The sequence below is a fragment of the Thiospirillum jenense genome (assembly GCF_014145225.1).
GTDB lineage: Bacteria > Pseudomonadota > Gammaproteobacteria > Chromatiales > Chromatiaceae > Thiospirillum > Thiospirillum jenense.
Window position 1 is genome coordinate 127,811 of sequence record NZ_JABVCQ010000005.1, and the last position, 15,917, is coordinate 143,727.

A 15,917-nucleotide genomic window follows, 5' to 3' on the forward strand; every position below is an offset into this window, starting at 1 on the left:
AATCACTTCTCGTGTGCAGAGTAAAGGGTAAAGTAATTGCGCGTTGAATTAAGTCGAGCATGAATAATTCGGTAATGGTTTAGCGGTGAGTGGAATGGTGGTGAATGACCACAGTGGTATAGCAGCTTGCCAAAATTCGCGCACGGTGGTTAATTCAATCGGTAGCGGCGCTTGGCCTAACCAATGCCAAATGTGGCGCAGGGTTTTAATCGGCTGATTGATTAACACCGGTGCGGCGGCATCAGATTTGGATAATTTCCGCCCGTGTGCATCTATTACCAATGGTAAATGGGCGTATTGCGGCCGCGCCAGCCCGAGTAAGTGTTGCAAATAACATTGGCGCGGCGTGGCGTGTAATAAATCGGCGCCGCGCACCACTTGATTAATCCCGTCCAGTGCATCGTCAATGACGACGGCGAATTGATACGCAATGAACCCATCCGCTCGGCGTAAAATAAAATCGCCGCAGTCGTGAAATAAGTTTTGTTGAATGAACCCGTGCAGACGGTCGGTGACAATTATCATTTGATCGGGGGTGCGCAGGCGTTCGCTGCGGGCGATGGTGCCGGGTGGTAAGCCGGCGCGGCAAGTGCCGGGGTAGATAGCGCCGCACTCGCCTGCGCGGGCGGTGGCGGCGATGTTGGTGCGTGAACAGCCGCACGGGTAACAGTGTCCGTCGCGGCGTAACTGCGCCAGCGCGGCGTGATAATGCTCCAAATGCTGGTGTTGATAGCGGATTTCGCCGTCCCAGTGCAAGCCAAAGGCGTCGAGGGTGCGCAAGATGTCGGCTGCGGCGCCCGGCACCGTTCGCGCTTGATCCAAGTCATCAATTCGCACCCGCCAAGCGCCGCCGTGCGCTCGGGCGTCAGCAAAACTGCCCACCGCCGTTGCCAGTGATCCCCTGTGCAACGCCCCGCTCGGTGAGGGGGCAAACCGCCCGCAGTAGTGGGTTGCGGCGGGATAAGGCGTTGATTGGTCAGCAGTTTTTGGCACATCGCCCTCGTTGCCAACGGAAGGGCTGTCGCTTCACCACCCGCTGCCGTGCGCATCACCCCCGCTGTTTTTCGCGGATTTCGTCCAGCGTTTTGCAATCAATGCAGAGCGTGGCGGTCGGGCGCGCCTCCAGCCGGCGGATGCCGATCTCAACGCCGCAACTTTCGCAGTAGCCGTAGTCGTGGCTATCCAACCGCGCCAGCCCTTCATCAATTTTTTTAATCAACTTACGCTCACGATCACGGGTGCGCAATTCCAAACTAAATTCAGACTCTTGCGTGGCGCGATCATTCGGGTCGGGAAAATTGGTGGCGTCATCCTGCATGTGATGCACGGTGCGATCCACCTCCTCCATCAACAGGCGCTTCCATGCCAGCAGGATCGCGCGAAAATGCGCCTCCTGCCCGGGACTCATGTATTCCTCATCGGCACTGAGCGGATAGGGTTCAAACCCAAAGGCTTTCGCATCCTGTTTGCCTAAATCAGCCATGATGGTAACGACCTCCTATGACAGTAGAGAGCGGGATGGCGCACGCTCGTCTGCGCACTGATGCGGCGGGCGGGGCGCAACGAGTTTGAGGGCAATTTTAATGCGCCGTCAAAAACCCGCCCTTGTATCAAATCGCGCTGTCAGTGGCAACCGCTCTGCGTATGACTGTTGCGTACAATTAACAGTGATAAATACGCGACAGGCGCGCCTGACCACTGTTGTAAATCGCGCACAATACGCTCGTCCGGGCTGCCGACATGTTCCACCAACTGCGCCTGTGCCAATACCCCGCGCTGGCGCAATAAATCCAACACTTGCGGCAGCACCGGTTTGATTTTGAGCAGCACGAGCGTGTCGGCCTGATCTAAATGGCGGGCGATGGTGGTCATATCAGCGGTGGCGGCGGCGATGATGAGCGTGTCATTTTGCTCGACCAGCGGCGTGGTCAGGGCAGCGGCGGCGGCGTGAAATGAGGTGATGCCGGGGATGATCTCAACCGTCACCTGCGGCGCGAGGCTGCGCACGGTGCGCGCTAAATGCCCGAAAGTCGAGTAGGTGCTGGCGTCACCTTCGACTAAAAACAACACGTCGTGTCCGTGCAACAGCGGCGTCAAGCATGTCTGACCGGCGTGTAACCACGCGGCCGCCAGCGCCGTCGGGTCGCGGGTCATGGGAAAATGCAGCGGCGCAGCGGCGGCGGGAATTGCCAAGCCAGCGCGGTGAATGATGTTTAATGCGTAAGACTCAGCGCCCGCTTGACTAATTGGATAGCGCCAATGTGAATGGGTTTTTAATAGCGCCCAAGCGCGGCGGGTAATTAAATCAGGATCACCCGGCCCGAGTGATACGCCAATTAACCGCCCAATACGCGGGTTAGAATCGGATAATAAAGTAGTGGTGTGCATCGTTAATTTTAATAAAAGGCAGCTCTACTCCACGCCCAAATCATATTGCTCTGATGTATTCACAGCGGGCGCAGTTTTTAAGACATCTCGCGTCATGGGTAATTCAAACCGTGCCACGCCGTCCATCATCTCTTGAATGGTCACAATTTGAATACACGGGTAATCCCGATTGAGTAGCTCATAATGATAAACGCCGGACGCTAATGCTTCATCGCGCATTGGTTTAGTCGGTTCTTCGAGCGTAATAAAAATCGCCATCGCAGCCTGTTCACGCAGGCGGTCACTATTCAAGGTGGCAATGTCATTGCGTTTAACCTTGCCGGATTTGACCTGTAATACGACGCGGGCGCTATCCTCTTTGTCTTTACCAGTCACGATGTAAACAATGCCATCAATGCCTTTTTTATCATTAATAACAGCGCGGTGATTGGTATAGGTTAAAACTGCCCATTTTTCAAATTCTTTACGCAAGCGGTCATCCTTTTTATTCGCCAAAGCGCGGGCTGATTCCATATCACGCGGAATGCCGCCCAATGTGATTTGATTAAGAATATCCGCACCAAAACTCTCTTCGAGGCGTTTAAGAATCACGGCAATACTTTGATAAGTGATGTCAATCCCAATCCATTGCCGATTAAACCGCTGGGCAACGGCAACGGTGGTGCCGCAACCGCAATAGGCATCTAATACCACGTCACCTTCATTACTGCTGGCTTGAATAACGCGCTCTAATAAGGCTTCGGGTTTTTGCGTGGGATAATGGAGACGTTCTTTGGCTTGAGAATTCAAATACGAAATTTCCCATACATCGCGCATTGCCTTTTGCCGGCTGGTATCATTTGTGTATTGTTGCGCAATGACCTTGCCTTTGGCCGCAGTTGAAACTCTTTTCGCCTTATGTTTTGATTTATCAGAATACGCCTCATATTGCACATTAAAAACAAAATCTTTTTTATCTTTTGTGTAGAAAAATACGATGTCGTGCATTCTTTGAAAATGGCTAGTTGTACCCGTCCAGCGATGATAGCTCCAAATAATTTCATTTTGAAAATCACCATTGCGTCCCCCACCACAAAACACACTATCCAACACCAATTTTAGATAATGACTGCAAGTGGGATCGCAATGCAGATAAAAGCTGCCGGTTGCTTTTAATACCCGCTGGATTTCATTCACGCACTGCGTCATGTTAATCAGATACGCAAATAAACTCCCGGCGCCCAAAACGGGCTTTAATCCTTTGATTAACTCAATCGTTTGCCGGGTATAATAACCCTGATTGGTTTGGGTAATCTCGCGCAATCCCAACTCGGCCAATTCATTCCACGTCCAGGTATCAATAAACGCCTGTGCCTGCGCCGCGTCTTCTTTGCCGAGATTATTATAAATCTGAAAGTAATTGCGTTTAGAATTAAACGGCGGGTCTATGTAGCATAAATCCACCGAGTCATCTTTGATTTTATTGCACAAGATGTCGAGGTTGTCACCGTAAAAAAGCTGGTTCATTAGGTGTATTCCACACCAAAACTTACAATACTAACATGATTGCTTTTTATCCTGTTTATCAAAATTCACGCACAAATCAGCGGCAAGTGCGAAGAAGTGTTTAATAAACAGGTCGCCCACCGCTGGTGTAAACCCAAGGTTTAACAGCAGATATTCAAATGCGTTGCAATCATCATGGATTATTAATCACCATCACCTGAATCAATCAGGACAACCTATCTATCAGTATTCAAGTTTGCGTTCCACCAACCGTCAATTCATTTACCCGCAATGTCGGTTGCCCAACTCCAACCGGCACATTTTGCCCATCCTTCCCGCATGTTCCTACACCCGCATCGAGCGCCAAATCATTCCCGATCATAGTGATGCGCGTTAATACTTCTGGTCCATGACCAATTAACATTGCCCCCTTTACCGGCTGGCCGATTTTCCCATTTTCAATGAGATAGGCTTCACTGGTGGAAAAAACAAATTTGCCCGAAGTAATATCCACCTGCCCACCGCCGAAATTAACTGCGTATAAACCTCGCGTCACCGACGCAATAATTTCCTGCGGATCATAATTGCCGCTCTGCATATAAGTATTTGTCATACGCGGCAACGGTAAATACGCATAAGACTGACGACGACCATTACCTGTCGGCGCCATGTTCATTAACTTTGCATTCAAACGATCCTGCATATAATTCACTAAAATACCATCTTCAATTAACGTTGTTGAGCGCGTTAACTCACCCTCATCATCACAATTTAATGACCCGCGCCGCTGCGGTAATGTGCCATCATCAATTACGGTCACACCCGCCGCCGCCACTCGTTGGCCAATTCGCCCACTAAATGCCGACGTCCCTTTACGATTAAAATCTCCCTCTAAACCATGCCCCACCGCTTCATGTAATAAAACGCCTGGCCACCCATTACCTAATACTACGGTCATACAGCCTGCGGGCGCATCTTGCGCTTCCAGTTTAATTAACGCCTGCCGCACCGCTTCACGAGTTAATTGCAACGCTAATTCACTCGGTTCATGAGTCAAAAAATAATCCAGCGCATAACGTCCACCACCGCCCGCGGTTCCTTGTTCACGTCGCCCATCCGCCGTCACAATCACATTCACATTCAACCGAATTAACGGCCGCACATCCGCCATTAATAACCCATCATCACGCACAATTAACACAATCTCTTGCTCGGCTGTTAAACTGGCAATGACTTGTGTCACACGCGGATCACAGCGCCGCGCTTCGTCATCAATCCGCTGCAATAACGCCACCTTATTCGCATCTGATTGACTGTCAATTGGATCAATTGCCGCATAACGCAGCGGTGGTGCCATGTTTGTATGAATATGCGGCTTGGCAAGTGATTGCACACCGCCACCATGACGTGCAATTGCCGCCGCCGTCATCGCCGCCTGTTTTAATGCCGCCCAATGCAATTCATCCGAATACGCAAACCCAGTTTTATCACTGCACACGGCGCGTAATCCGACGCCTTGACCGATTGAAAAATGTCCCTCTTTAATACGTCCATCTTCAATCGTCCATGATTGAAATCGGCTGGTTTGAAAATACACATCCGCAAGCGTCACACCTGGGCGCTGCAATATGCTAACCAATTGTTCTAAATGTACATCGGTTAACTCATAGGGTATTAACAAAGCGGCACGAGCGAGAGTAAGTGAATCGTTTATCATAATTAGAAAAGTCATGCAGAGTGATGAATGTCGAATTAAAGAAGCGGAGCAACTACCTGTCACGCATTGCTGCCGCTAATGCAGCTAATAACATTTCTTCTTCTTCGTGAATAAAATGCCCCGTCATTTGACGGCGTGGATCAGCGCGCATAATTGCTTCACTGATTTGATTACGCAATGTGTCAAGTTCATACTGCGCCTGTTCTTGAATCATCACCACTGGCAAATGGGCGCTTTCGCAACTGTGACGTAAAAATTCCAATTGTCGCTGCTGTGCGCGAGTCAACGGCGCCGTCGGAACGAGTAAAATGACGCATAATGGATGACCATCAGCGACGCCACAAATGACAAAATCTGCCCATAATCCACTATGATGAAGATAGCTGCGAGCGGTGCGATAATGCGGTTGGCGTTCATCAGTAATCATTAATGCAGTCAGTGCGACCTTGCTAAATACTCGATATTCGTTGCCAATTACGGTAGATAAAACCGCTAAACATCGCTGCGCCACTGGGCGTAAAAAAGGCAGGCGTCTTTCATAAATAAAGTGGCGCTCTGGTGAACGCCATAATACCCCCAAAGTGGTTAATATTGTCAATAAAATATTGGTGATTAACACCACCCCAATAATGACTAAAAGATAAAATGGTTCCAATGTAAATCATGCTCCAGCATCATAGCGTTGGAAAATGCTTTCCAATCACTTTTTATTAATATACACGACGGCTAATCGGCGTTTTTATGGATATTAAACCCACATGCTGACAGTAACAAATCTTAGCTTACGACGTGGAGAGCGATTGCTATTCACAACATTAAATTTTCAACTCCCAGCCGGCGCTTTATTGCATGTACGCGGGCGCAATGGCAGTGGTAAAACGACGCTATTACGGGCGCTTTGCGGACTATTGCCAATTGAACAGGGCGATATTCAGTGGCGCGGTCAAACACTCACTAGTTTGGCAGAGGATTATTATCAAGATTTATTCTTCCTCGGGCATCTTAATGGAATTAAGGGAGATTTAACTGCATTAGAAAACCTTCGTGTTGCCGGCCGTTTAACTCATAATTTTGCTACTGAGATTGAACTTCAAACCGCTCTCAATACCATTGGGTTAATGAACTGTAGCGACTTACCCACTCGGATTTTATCGCAAGGACAAAAGAAACGTGTGGCACTAGCGCGGTTAATTTTTAGTCGTGCCGCCTTGTGGATATTAGATGAACCCTTCACTGCATTAGATATTGAGGCAGTTGCTTTAGTTCAACAACTCATTACCAATCATATTAAAAATGGTGGTAGCGTCATTTTAACTACACATCAAGAGGTCGCATTAACCAGCGGTACACTGCACCAATTAGATTTAACAGATTATTCCCCAGTCTGTACTAATCTTAATCCAATTCATTATACCACTTCACACAGTGATCTGCTCTCATGTTAGATAGTTTTATTTGTATTTTAGCCCGTGATTTACGTCTCGCATTACGGCGACGTACCGAAGTATTCACCGCGCTACTCTTTTTTATTATTGTCGTGAGTCTATTCCCGCTCGGCATTGGCAATGATCAAGCAATTCTCCGTCAATTAGGCCCTGGCGTCGTGTGGGTTGCTGCATTATTAGCCGCAATGTTGGCTCTAGAACGCCTATTTGCCGCTGATTATGAAGATGGCAGCCTGGAACAACTATTACTCACTCCGCAACCATTGGCCTGGTTGGTATTTGCTAAAATTATTGCACATTGGCTTTTGACTGGACTACCATTAGTCATCATTGCACCTTTAATCGCCATGCAATACCACTTATCGGCCAGTGCCACGCACACCCTCATGCTCACTTTACTATTAGGCAGCCCCATTCTAAGTCTGATTGGTGCGATTGGCGCGGCGCTCACTTTAGGGTTGCGCGGTGGTGGGATTTTATTATCGCTGTTAATTCTACCGCTGTACATTCCAGTTTTAGTTTATGGGGCTAAAGCGGTCAGCGTGAGTAGCACAGTTGCCAGTGCCGGCCAGCCTTATTTTTTGTTGTTAGGTGCGGAGTTATTATTAGCATTGTTATTGGCGCCACTCGCAGCTGCGGCCGCGCTTCGCATTGCACTCGAATAATCTCGTGTGCTGATTAATAATTAAACAATATGTGGTTTTTCTGAAGACTAAAAAAACTTTTGATAGCGCAAAGTCCAGCGGTGTTCTTCAATTAAACCCTGTTCTGTATTTAAATCACGACCGTATTGAACAACAATACGACCAAATGAAAATCGCGCCGTGCCAGTTAAAAAATAGCGTTGTTGATAAAGCGAGTTATTTTGTTTAACATCATTAATACTGGTTTCACCGCCTTCGCTATGTACCCAGGTTAAGCCGAGTTGGTAATGTGATGCGATCTGGTGTTCAAGCGCAATTTGTGCAGAATACAGCGGGCGTTGTTTTAGTGTGTCACGGTTTGATTTAAATTGTTCATTATCGCTATGATGCAAAACATCAATTGCCGTCATCCAAGTTAATCGTTTAGTGAGCGGTGTTTGTATTCCGATTTGCAACGCCGCTCGATGGCGATTTTCACCGCTATTAAATGGAAGATAATGATGATAGTTACCAGTAGGCAGCATTAAATATGCTGCAATACCAATATCAAATTGTCGCGCATGATTCGTAGATGGCCACAAAGCAAAACACAGTGTTGTATCACCAAGACCGCGAGTATCCTCACTGTGGGATAAATCGCCTTGTGGATCAATTGAGGTCACGGGCGTTTGAATAAAAATATATGCAGGATAATGATCTAGTGTAAAAGACTGTCCCACGCGTATTTGAAATAGTTGTGTAAAAAGTTGCGGTTGTCCAGATTGCCGCTGTCCGCGTAGATAATAATCACCACGGTCACTCCATTGATAAGTCAATTGCATACTTTGTTTATCTGTCCGCGGCGGCCGCACATCACTCGGTTGCAGATCAATTGCGCAGACTGTGTATGGCAACATCATAGTTATTGCAACAAACGAGCGGTTATGGTTGATGATCATAGTGACAACTAATTCGTTCATGTTAATTCAGTCTTACATTCATTACGCCAAACATGTTGGCACAGAACGTTAAGGACAGCTCAACCACTAAAAAAATTAAATGAATATGTTCTTGTGCCGTTATAGTTGTCACTATAGCGATTAAAGTGTACTAAAACACCGTTTATTTGTACATTGCGCAGTGATTTAAGTGTGATTTTTTAATCTGACTTTTCACCACACTCAACAGAGTAAAAAAAACATTATGAATGCCAATGCCTTAGTGCCAACTAATCCTGATGATTTTGAAAAATTCATTGCACGCTTGTGCCAACAAGCTGGTTATGATGTCATCATGCCTCCGGCAAATACCAAAGGCTATGATATTGAAATCATCAAAGGCGAGTTGTGCATTGCACTTCAAGTTAAAAATCATAAAGCCAAGTGTAATATATCGCAAATACAAAAGTTCCAGAATTATTTGGAGCTACCAATTGCTTCTCGGTTTTGTTCTGGGTGGTTTATTTCGGCTAGTGGCTTTAGTAAGCAAGCAATCACACATATTGAAACTGAGCGGCCAACCAATTTGGAGCTTGTTACTTGTGACAATCATGAATTGATTTGGAATTACCCGCAAACAGCGGCGAATCAAGCAATAGAAGATGCACCACTGGAGGAAATAGAGCGCCCCTTAAAATATATTGGTGTCTTTACTTGTAAAGGCGGGGTTGGTAAAACAACCGTTGCTGCCCATTTGGCGGGCGCCTTTGCCCTAATGGGGCATGATGTCATTCTAGTTGATTTGGATCCAGATAAAAACCTACGCAAATTGTTCTTACAAGACCCGACTGATGAAGAAGGTGATGCTTCATTATATGTGCCACCAAAAACTAAAGGGCAGGAAGGCGCTACCATTACAGTTTTAAATCACGATCAATGGGATGAACGCCATTATAAAGACACCAAAATTGTGATTTGTGATTGCTCACCGGTGTTATCAGAAAATCCCCGTTCACTGGTTGCAAGGTTTAATTATTGCATCATTCCAACCACATTAAACCCGCTCGGCATTGCCAAACATGCTGATGTGATTACGCGTACGTTTAAACATATTCGCGCATTAAACCCAGAAGCCGAGTTATTTGCCGTTATCAATTCGTATGACACCAGCAAAGATGTCGAAAAGCGCAACGAAATTTTGTTATCACACCTTAAACGTCATATTGAACAATATGCTGCGACCGATTCAAAATGCAAATTTATTCATCCAGATGCGGCTAAAATTCGCTATAGTACCGCCCTATTGTATTGGGGCTATCACATTATTGAAGGATCAAAACCCCAATTGGCTTTTCGTGAAATTGCCGGTCGTAGTTATCCACGCACAGACTTTTTGCAACTGGCTGAGTATTTAGAAAATCATACGGATATAGATCAACTGCGCGAAGATCATTAGATAACACCGCATTCAATCAACCGATTGTTTTATGCGTCATCTTAATACCGAAGTCGGCTGTTTCAATTCCGCTCCCAGCAATAAAACAAGTCACTGGGAGCGCCCGCTAATCAATTGAGCGTGTCCACTGGCAATTAATCTGCCGCCACATGACACCCTTTTGTAATCACCACTATTCCCTGTGGTGAGACTTCAAACCGCTGTTGATCGCGTTGAATATCTAATCCAATTCGCGCTCCCGGGGCAACGGTCACTTCTTTATCAAGAATGCAGCGGCGCAATTCAGCACCCGCGCCAATTTGCACCCCATCACATAATACCGCGCCATCCACAATTGCCCCATCTTCCACCTGCACCCGCGGAAATAACACCGAATGACTCACGCCCCCACCGCGAATAACCGTCCCTGCCGCCAGCATTGAATTAATAAAAATACCTTCATTGCCGGAATGCTCACCTGGCACCGTCCGCGCCGGTGGATATTGCCCTTGATTAGTCAAGATATTCCAATCAGGTTGATACAAATCCAATGGGGGTTGCGCGGCTAATAACGCCATATTCGCTTGATAATAGGCATCTAATGACGCCAAATCACTCCAATACCGATCTGGCGTGACACGCCCACGTTCACCACCAAATTGATAGCCAAATACTCGCTGTTGTGCTAGTAATGGTTCAATTAACAAAGTCATAAACTCTTCATGGGTACTGGCGCTTATTTCATTTAAACCCTGATCCAATGCGTTTAATAACACATCACGATTAATTAACACCACACCCATTGGCGCTAATCCCGCAGTTTTATTTGCCATTTCATTCGGATTACAGGCAACAATCTGCTCCTGTTCGTTACATTCAATCCGCACCCGACTGGCGGTTGATTCGGGAGTTAATTGGCGTAATGGCACCGTGACTTCAGCCTGTTGTTCACGATGCCAGCGAATTAACGCGGCATAATCCATGCGATAGACTAGCCCGCCATCCAATAATAAAATGGTCTCTGCGGTATTGCGTTCAATTAAATAACGATTCTGGCGCAGCGCGTCTAACACGTTAATATACCAGCCGCTATCGGTGCGCATTTGCGGTGGCACGGGCGTAATAAACTCGCCCAATTCGGGATTAAACACCGACCAGGCATCGCGCAAATGTTTATGCAGAGAATGCGATTTATATTGCGTTAATACCAAAATTTGCCGCAATCCCGAATGCAACGCATTAGTTAAACTGAAATCAATGACGCGGTATTTACCAGCAAAAGGGACGGCGGCTTTCGTCCGATGTTGCGTTAATGCAGTGGGCGTCCCGCGTTCGGTAGCGAATACAAAAGTGAGCGTCGTTTTAGACATGTGAATTATTGACATCCCAAATAAGCGGTATTGATGTGCGCTTTCATGTCGCGCACCGCCTCGGCAAATCCGCAGAATAATGCGCGGGCGACAATGGCATGACCGATATTTAATTCCCGCATAGCAGGTAAGCGCGCAATGGCGGCGACATTATGATAATGCAACCCATGCCCGGCATTCACTTGTAATCCAAGTGAATTGGCTAATTGTGCGGCGGTGTGCAAGCGGTTTAATTCAATTGCCGCCTGTTCGGTATTTACCGCATCGGCAAAGGCGCCGGTGTGCAATTCAATTACCGGCGCGCCCACTTCGGCGGCGGCTTCTATTTGCATTGGATCGGCGGCAATAAATAATGACACACGAATACCAGCCTCGGTTAATTGCGTGCAAAAGTCGGTTAAATAATCCCGATGTCCGGCCACATCTAATCCACCTTCGGTCGTTAATTCCGCCCGCCGTTCTGGCACTAAACAGCAATCATGCGGTTGGATTTCACTGGCAATACGCGCCATTTCAGCGGTGGCGGCCATTTCCAGATTCATGCGGGTTTGTAAAACCGCTTTTAATAATTGAACATCCCGATCTTGAATATGCCGTCGGTCTTCGCGTAAATGCAATGTAATGGAATCGGCGCCGGCCTGTTCGGCTAATAACGCCGCCTGTAATGGTTCGGGATAACGGGTGCCGCGGGCTTCGCGTAACGTGGCAACGTGGTCAATATTAACGCCTAATAAAACGGGTTGGCGAGGAATGAACGTCATGGCATCAGTACATCAGGTTGGAATGCGTTGGGTGGCATATCATTAAATAACTAGCGCTGGTTTTGTCGGCAATTGCAGGTTAAAACCAATGATAAACCGGAAATTAAACGGCGTCATACGCTTGATAAGACGGTTCAAAAAACCGCGCCTTGATGAATGCCGTTAAATCATCTGGCCGTGCAATGCCAGCCAAGTTTTCAGCAAAGGCTAATTCGGCAACGGCAATGGCGATCTGTAATGAAATGTCGCGGATTTGAGTTAAATCGGGATATAACCGCCCCTGTGCTAATTGCGCGTCACTGACCATGCCGGCTAATGTGCGCGCTGCAATATAAAACATGCCGTCGGTGACGCAACATGATTGACAACTGACCACACCTTGACCAACGCCGGGAAAAATGTACAGGTTATTGCATTGACTGGGCGTGACTAATTGACCAGTGCGCAGAATGGGCGGAAATGGACTGCCGCTGGCGAATAATGCAGCGCCATTAGTCCAGCTATCAACTTGCGCGGCGGTGCATTCGGCTTTGCTGGTGGGATTGGATAATGGAAACAGGATAGGACGGGGGCAATACTGCTGCATGGCGCGAATGACTGTTTCATTAAAACTGCCGGCTTGTCCGCTCACACCAATTAAAATTGTCGGTTGCACGGCGTGAATAACGGCAATTAAATCGTCTAATGGTGGCGCGTCTTGGGCGAATGGACGTTTATGTTCGGATAATTCATCAGTGCGATTAACTGTGACTAATCCTTGTGAATCAATTGTCCAAATGCGACGGCGGGCGGCGTCAAGTGTTAAGCCATCTTCCGCCATCATGCCGGCGACGATGCTGTCGGCGATGCCGCGTGCCGCCGCGCCCGCGCCTAAAAATACGATACGTTGTTCCGATAGGCGCTGGTCGAGAATGCGCAGCGCGCTCAAGATGCCGGCGAGGGTGACGGCGCCGGTGCCTTGAATGTCATCGTTGAAACAGAGTAGCTGGTCACGGTAGCGGTCAAGTAACGTAAATGCTTGATCGTTCGAGAAATCTTCAAACTGGATCAGCGCCCGCGGCCAGCGCGCATGTGCCGCCTGCATGAATTCGTCCACCGTCGCGGCGTAGTCGGCGCTGACGCTGCGCGGTTGCCGCAAGCCGAGGTAGAGCGGGTCGGCGCGCAATGCAACGTTATTGGTTCCCACGTCAATTAACACCGGCAGGGTGCGTTGCGGATGCAATCCGGCTGCCAAAACGTACAGCGCGAGCTTACCGATTGGGATGCCCATGCCGTTAGCGCCCAAATCACCCAAGCCGAGGATGCGGCTGCCGTCGCTGACCACGATCACTTCGACGTCGTTTTCCGGCCAATTGTTGAGGATGGTGGCGAATTGACCGCGCTGGTCGGCGCTGAGGTAAAGACCTCTAGGTCGTTGAAATATCTCGCTAAATTGGGTGCAGGCGTGACCGACGGTGGGTGTGTAAATGATCGGCGTCAGTTCCTCCAAATGCGTGAGGAGAACGCGGTAGTACAGAGTTTCGTTGCGGTCGTGCAGGCTTTCTAAATAGACGTAACGGTCGAGATCGGTGGCTTGGCGGCGCACATTGACGATGATTTGCGCGATTTGCGTGTCTAAATCGGCGATCCAGGGCGGTAATAAGCCGTGTAAACCAAAAATAGTGCGTTCGGCGTCGCTAAATGCGGTGTCTTTGTTCAATAACGGATCGCGGAGCAGCTCGCGGCCGCGTTTGGTGATGCGGGGCGCGGCGGTGATCGAGTCGGGTTGGCGCATGATGACCTCAAATAAAGCGCAAAAATCACGAGGGTTGATGCGGTTATTTTAACGCGATTGGCGGACTAATGGTGATTCATTGCAGGCGGGACGCGAGGTAATTGATAAATCAGTGGTGATGATGCGGTTGGTGTGAATAAAAATCAGCGCGGGTATTATGACAAATGTGCGGTGTAACTATAATAAATCGCGGGGCGCAAACCTAATGTTTTATTTCCAACCAGCGCATTAACCAATTCGTATCGCAATGGGCGTCCACCGCATCGGCTAATTGTTCAATTGTGGATTCACGCTGTGCAAGATAATCAATTGCGGCGGGTTGTGCAATCCCCGCCCATTGCAAAATAGCATTCAAGGCGGCAGCAGATTCAAATAACCCGTGTAAATAAGTGCCGAGGATTTGTCCATCTTCACTCATTGCCCCGTCATTACCCGTCTCTAATAAAACGGCGGGGCGAGTTAATGCCTGACCGGCAGTGATTCCGGCGTGGATTTCATAGCCCTGCACCGGCGCTTGATTCAATATCAAATGCCCGCGTGTATTGATTAACCGTTTATGCGCCGTTAAGGTTGTATTCATCTCTAATAAACCCAAACCGGGCGCACTGCCGGGCGTTCCTTCTAATCCAAGCGGATCAGCAATTGTCTGCCCAAGCATTTGAAATCCGCCGCAAATGCCAATGATTTTGCCGCCGTAACGTAAATGACGGTGAATTGCCGTTTCCCATCCTTGATTGCGCAGCCACATTAAATCAGCCGCGACCGCTTTGGAACCGGGGAGAATAATTAAATCGGCCGCTGGAATTGATTCACCAGTTCCGACAAAGATGACCTCGCTATTGGGATGCAAGCGCAGTGGATCAAAATCCGTATGATTGCTTAAACGCGGCAATGTGGGAATAACAATGCGCACCCGCTGCGCCGCTTTGTTTTCCTGATGTTTAATTAAGGTATCTTCGGCTTCTAAATACAACTCTTTGAAATAAGGCAGCACACCTAAAACGGGTTTTCCGGTGTGATTGTTAAGCCACTCTAATCCAGGTTGCAATAAGCGTAAATCACCGCGAAAGCGATTAATCACATACCCTTGAATCCGCGCCTGTTCTGAAGGTGATAATAACGCTAACGTGCCAACTAAATGCGCGAATACACCCCCGCGATCAATATCAGCAATTAAAATCACCGGGCAATTAATGCGCTCGGCAAATCCCATGTTGGCAATATCTTGCTGACGTAAGTTAATTTCAGCCGGTGATCCAGCGCCCTCAACAATAATTGCTTCATATTGCGCAGATAAGCGTTCATAAGATGCCAATACCGCCTGCCAAGCAGTGGTTTTATAATCCTGATAATCCAACGCATTCATATTCCCAATTGCTTGACCGTGAATAATCACCTGCGCACCAATATCGCTATTGGGTTTTAATAATACCGGATTCATATCGGTATGCGGTAATACACCACAGGCGTATGCTTGCACGGCTTGCGCTCGACCAATTTCACCGCCATTACAGGTGACGGCGCTATTTAATGCCATGTTTTGCGGTTTGAATGGCGCGACGCGAATATCACGGCGTTTTAACCAGCGACAAAGCGCCGTGACGAATAAACTTTTGCCGGCATCAGAGGTCGTGCCTTGAATCATTAAGGTTGGAGAATATGCCATGATGCTATTTTAGTAAACTTTGTCTAACGTTAATTAAACCCACTTCGATTGCGTTGATGCAATTATTCGAGATTAGTTCAGTAACAAGCGCGGGTTGCTATTAATCATACCCGCATTTATAATGATTGCACAGTCTTTTGGTTTGATAAGGAATGTCCACTATGACATCAACAATAGAGTTGTTTTAACTAGCAAACTCAGCTAGTTAGCTAGGTTGAAATTCCACAATCCAGCACAAACACCGAGAATTTTGTCATACAAATCAAAATTATGAATACGGAGCCGATCTGAAAGAACACGAAATCGCTTTAATCC

Annotated in this window: 14 protein-coding genes; 3 read left to right on the forward strand and 11 right to left on the reverse strand. The window is 47.7% G+C overall.

The features are described from left to right. Positions 1–48: 48 nt before the first annotated feature. From gluQRS to HUK38_RS03470, 6 genes are all read right to left on the reverse strand, one after another. Positions 49–993 carry a tRNA glutamyl-Q(34) synthetase GluQRS gene (gene gluQRS / locus HUK38_RS03445; protein WP_182582498.1) on the reverse strand — a complete coding sequence of 315 codons (945 nt, stop codon included), beginning with the start codon at positions 991–993 and terminating at the stop codon, positions 49–51. Positions 994–1,048: 55 nt separating this feature from the next. Beyond that, complete coding sequence (gene dksA, locus HUK38_RS03450; protein WP_182582499.1) at positions 1,049–1,483, reverse strand: RNA polymerase-binding protein DksA; 435 nt, start codon at positions 1,481–1,483, stop codon at positions 1,049–1,051. A 140-nt stretch (positions 1,484–1,623) separates the two neighbouring features. Beyond that, positions 1,624–2,388, reverse strand: coding sequence for a precorrin-2 C(20)-methyltransferase (gene cobI / locus HUK38_RS03455; protein WP_182582501.1), 765 nt, complete (start codon positions 2,386–2,388; stop codon positions 1,624–1,626). 24 nt (positions 2,389–2,412) lie between these two features. Next, positions 2,413–3,894, reverse strand: a complete 1,482-nt coding sequence (locus tag HUK38_RS03460; protein WP_182582503.1) for a DNA methyltransferase — start codon at positions 3,892–3,894, stop codon at positions 2,413–2,415. Between the two features lie 229 nt (positions 3,895–4,123). Then, complete coding sequence (gene tldD, locus HUK38_RS03465) at positions 4,124–5,587, reverse strand: metalloprotease TldD (protein ID WP_182582532.1); 1,464 nt, start codon at positions 5,585–5,587, stop codon at positions 4,124–4,126. A 55-nt stretch (positions 5,588–5,642) separates the two neighbouring features. Further along, on the reverse strand, positions 5,643–6,245 hold the full coding sequence (locus tag HUK38_RS03470) for a DUF2726 domain-containing protein (protein ID WP_182582505.1): 603 nt from the start codon (positions 6,243–6,245) through the stop codon (positions 5,643–5,645). A 103-nt stretch (positions 6,246–6,348) separates the two neighbouring features. Between HUK38_RS03470 and ccmA the strand changes: the two genes are divergently transcribed. Together ccmA and ccmB are read left to right on the forward strand one after the other, a co-directional pair. Further along, positions 6,349–7,035, forward strand: coding sequence for a cytochrome c biogenesis heme-transporting ATPase CcmA (gene ccmA / locus HUK38_RS03475; protein WP_182582507.1), 687 nt, complete (start codon positions 6,349–6,351; stop codon positions 7,033–7,035). Continuing rightward, positions 7,029–7,700 carry a heme exporter protein CcmB gene (gene ccmB / locus HUK38_RS03480; RefSeq protein ID WP_182582509.1) on the forward strand — a complete coding sequence of 224 codons (672 nt, stop codon included), beginning with the start codon at positions 7,029–7,031 and terminating at the stop codon, positions 7,698–7,700. The genes ccmA and ccmB overlap by 7 nt, the downstream gene beginning before the upstream one ends. Positions 7,701–7,747: 47 nt before the next feature. On the opposite strand, the gene HUK38_RS03485 is transcribed toward ccmB, so the two are convergent. After that, on the reverse strand, positions 7,748–8,578 hold the full coding sequence (locus HUK38_RS03485) for a transporter (protein ID WP_182582511.1): 831 nt from the start codon (positions 8,576–8,578) through the stop codon (positions 7,748–7,750). A 283-nt stretch (positions 8,579–8,861) separates the two neighbouring features. Between HUK38_RS03485 and HUK38_RS03490 the strand changes: the two genes are divergently transcribed. Further along, entirely contained in the window at positions 8,862–10,052 is a 1,191-nt protein-coding gene (locus tag HUK38_RS03490) for a nucleotide-binding protein (protein ID WP_182582513.1), read from the forward strand. A gap of 134 nt (positions 10,053–10,186) precedes the next feature. On the opposite strand, the gene HUK38_RS03495 is transcribed toward HUK38_RS03490, so the two are convergent. The 4 genes from HUK38_RS03495 to HUK38_RS03510 all read right to left on the reverse strand — a co-directional run bounded on the left by HUK38_RS03495 (position 10,187) and on the right by HUK38_RS03510 (position 15,602). Beyond that, entirely contained in the window at positions 10,187–11,401 is a 1,215-nt protein-coding gene (locus HUK38_RS03495; RefSeq protein ID WP_182582515.1) for a glucose-1-phosphate adenylyltransferase family protein, read from the reverse strand. 5 nt (positions 11,402–11,406) lie between these two features. Continuing rightward, the gene (gene pdxJ / locus HUK38_RS03500; RefSeq protein WP_182582517.1) at positions 11,407–12,162 is read right to left on the reverse strand and encodes a pyridoxine 5'-phosphate synthase; all 756 of its coding nucleotides are present in this window, start codon (positions 12,160–12,162) and stop codon (positions 11,407–11,409) included. Positions 12,163–12,265: 103 nt separating this feature from the next. Further along, positions 12,266–13,936 carry an NAD-dependent malic enzyme gene (locus tag HUK38_RS03505; protein WP_182582519.1) on the reverse strand — a complete coding sequence of 557 codons (1,671 nt, stop codon included), beginning with the start codon at positions 13,934–13,936 and terminating at the stop codon, positions 12,266–12,268. Positions 13,937–14,138: 202 nt separating this feature from the next. Next, positions 14,139–15,602 (reverse strand): cobyric acid synthase, encoded by a 1,464-nt coding sequence (locus HUK38_RS03510; protein ID WP_238787426.1) that lies wholly within the window; start codon positions 15,600–15,602, stop codon positions 14,139–14,141. Positions 15,603–15,917 lie beyond the last annotated feature (315 nt).

Bases quoted from the DNA above. Each gene is read 5' to 3' on its own strand.
- dksA (WP_182582499.1), bottom strand. From the start codon at position 1,483: ATGGCTGATTTAGGCAAACAGGATGCGAAAGCCTTTGGGTTTGAACCC.
- cobI (WP_182582501.1), bottom strand. From the start codon at position 2,388: ATGCACACCACTACTTTATTATCCGATTCTAACCCGCGTATTGGGCGG.
- HUK38_RS03460 (WP_182582503.1), bottom strand. From the start codon at position 3,894: ATGAACCAGCTTTTTTACGGTGACAACCTCGACATCTTGTGCAATAAA.
- ccmA (WP_182582507.1), top strand. From the start codon at position 6,349: ATGCTGACAGTAACAAATCTTAGCTTACGACGTGGAGAGCGATTGCTA.
- ccmB (WP_182582509.1), top strand. From the start codon at position 7,029: ATGTTAGATAGTTTTATTTGTATTTTAGCCCGTGATTTACGTCTCGCA.
- HUK38_RS03485 (WP_182582511.1), bottom strand. From the start codon at position 8,578: ATGATGTTGCCATACACAGTCTGCGCAATTGATCTGCAACCGAGTGAT.
- HUK38_RS03490 (WP_182582513.1), top strand. From the start codon at position 8,862: ATGAATGCCAATGCCTTAGTGCCAACTAATCCTGATGATTTTGAAAAA.
- HUK38_RS03495 (WP_182582515.1), bottom strand. From the start codon at position 11,401: ATGTCTAAAACGACGCTCACTTTTGTATTCGCTACCGAACGCGGGACG.
- pdxJ (WP_182582517.1), bottom strand. From the start codon at position 12,162: ATGACGTTCATTCCTCGCCAACCCGTTTTATTAGGCGTTAATATTGAC.
- HUK38_RS03505 (WP_182582519.1), bottom strand. From the start codon at position 13,936: ATGCGCCAACCCGACTCGATCACCGCCGCGCCCCGCATCACCAAACGC.
- HUK38_RS03510 (WP_238787426.1), bottom strand. From the start codon at position 15,602: ATGGCATATTCTCCAACCTTAATGATTCAAGGCACGACCTCTGATGCC.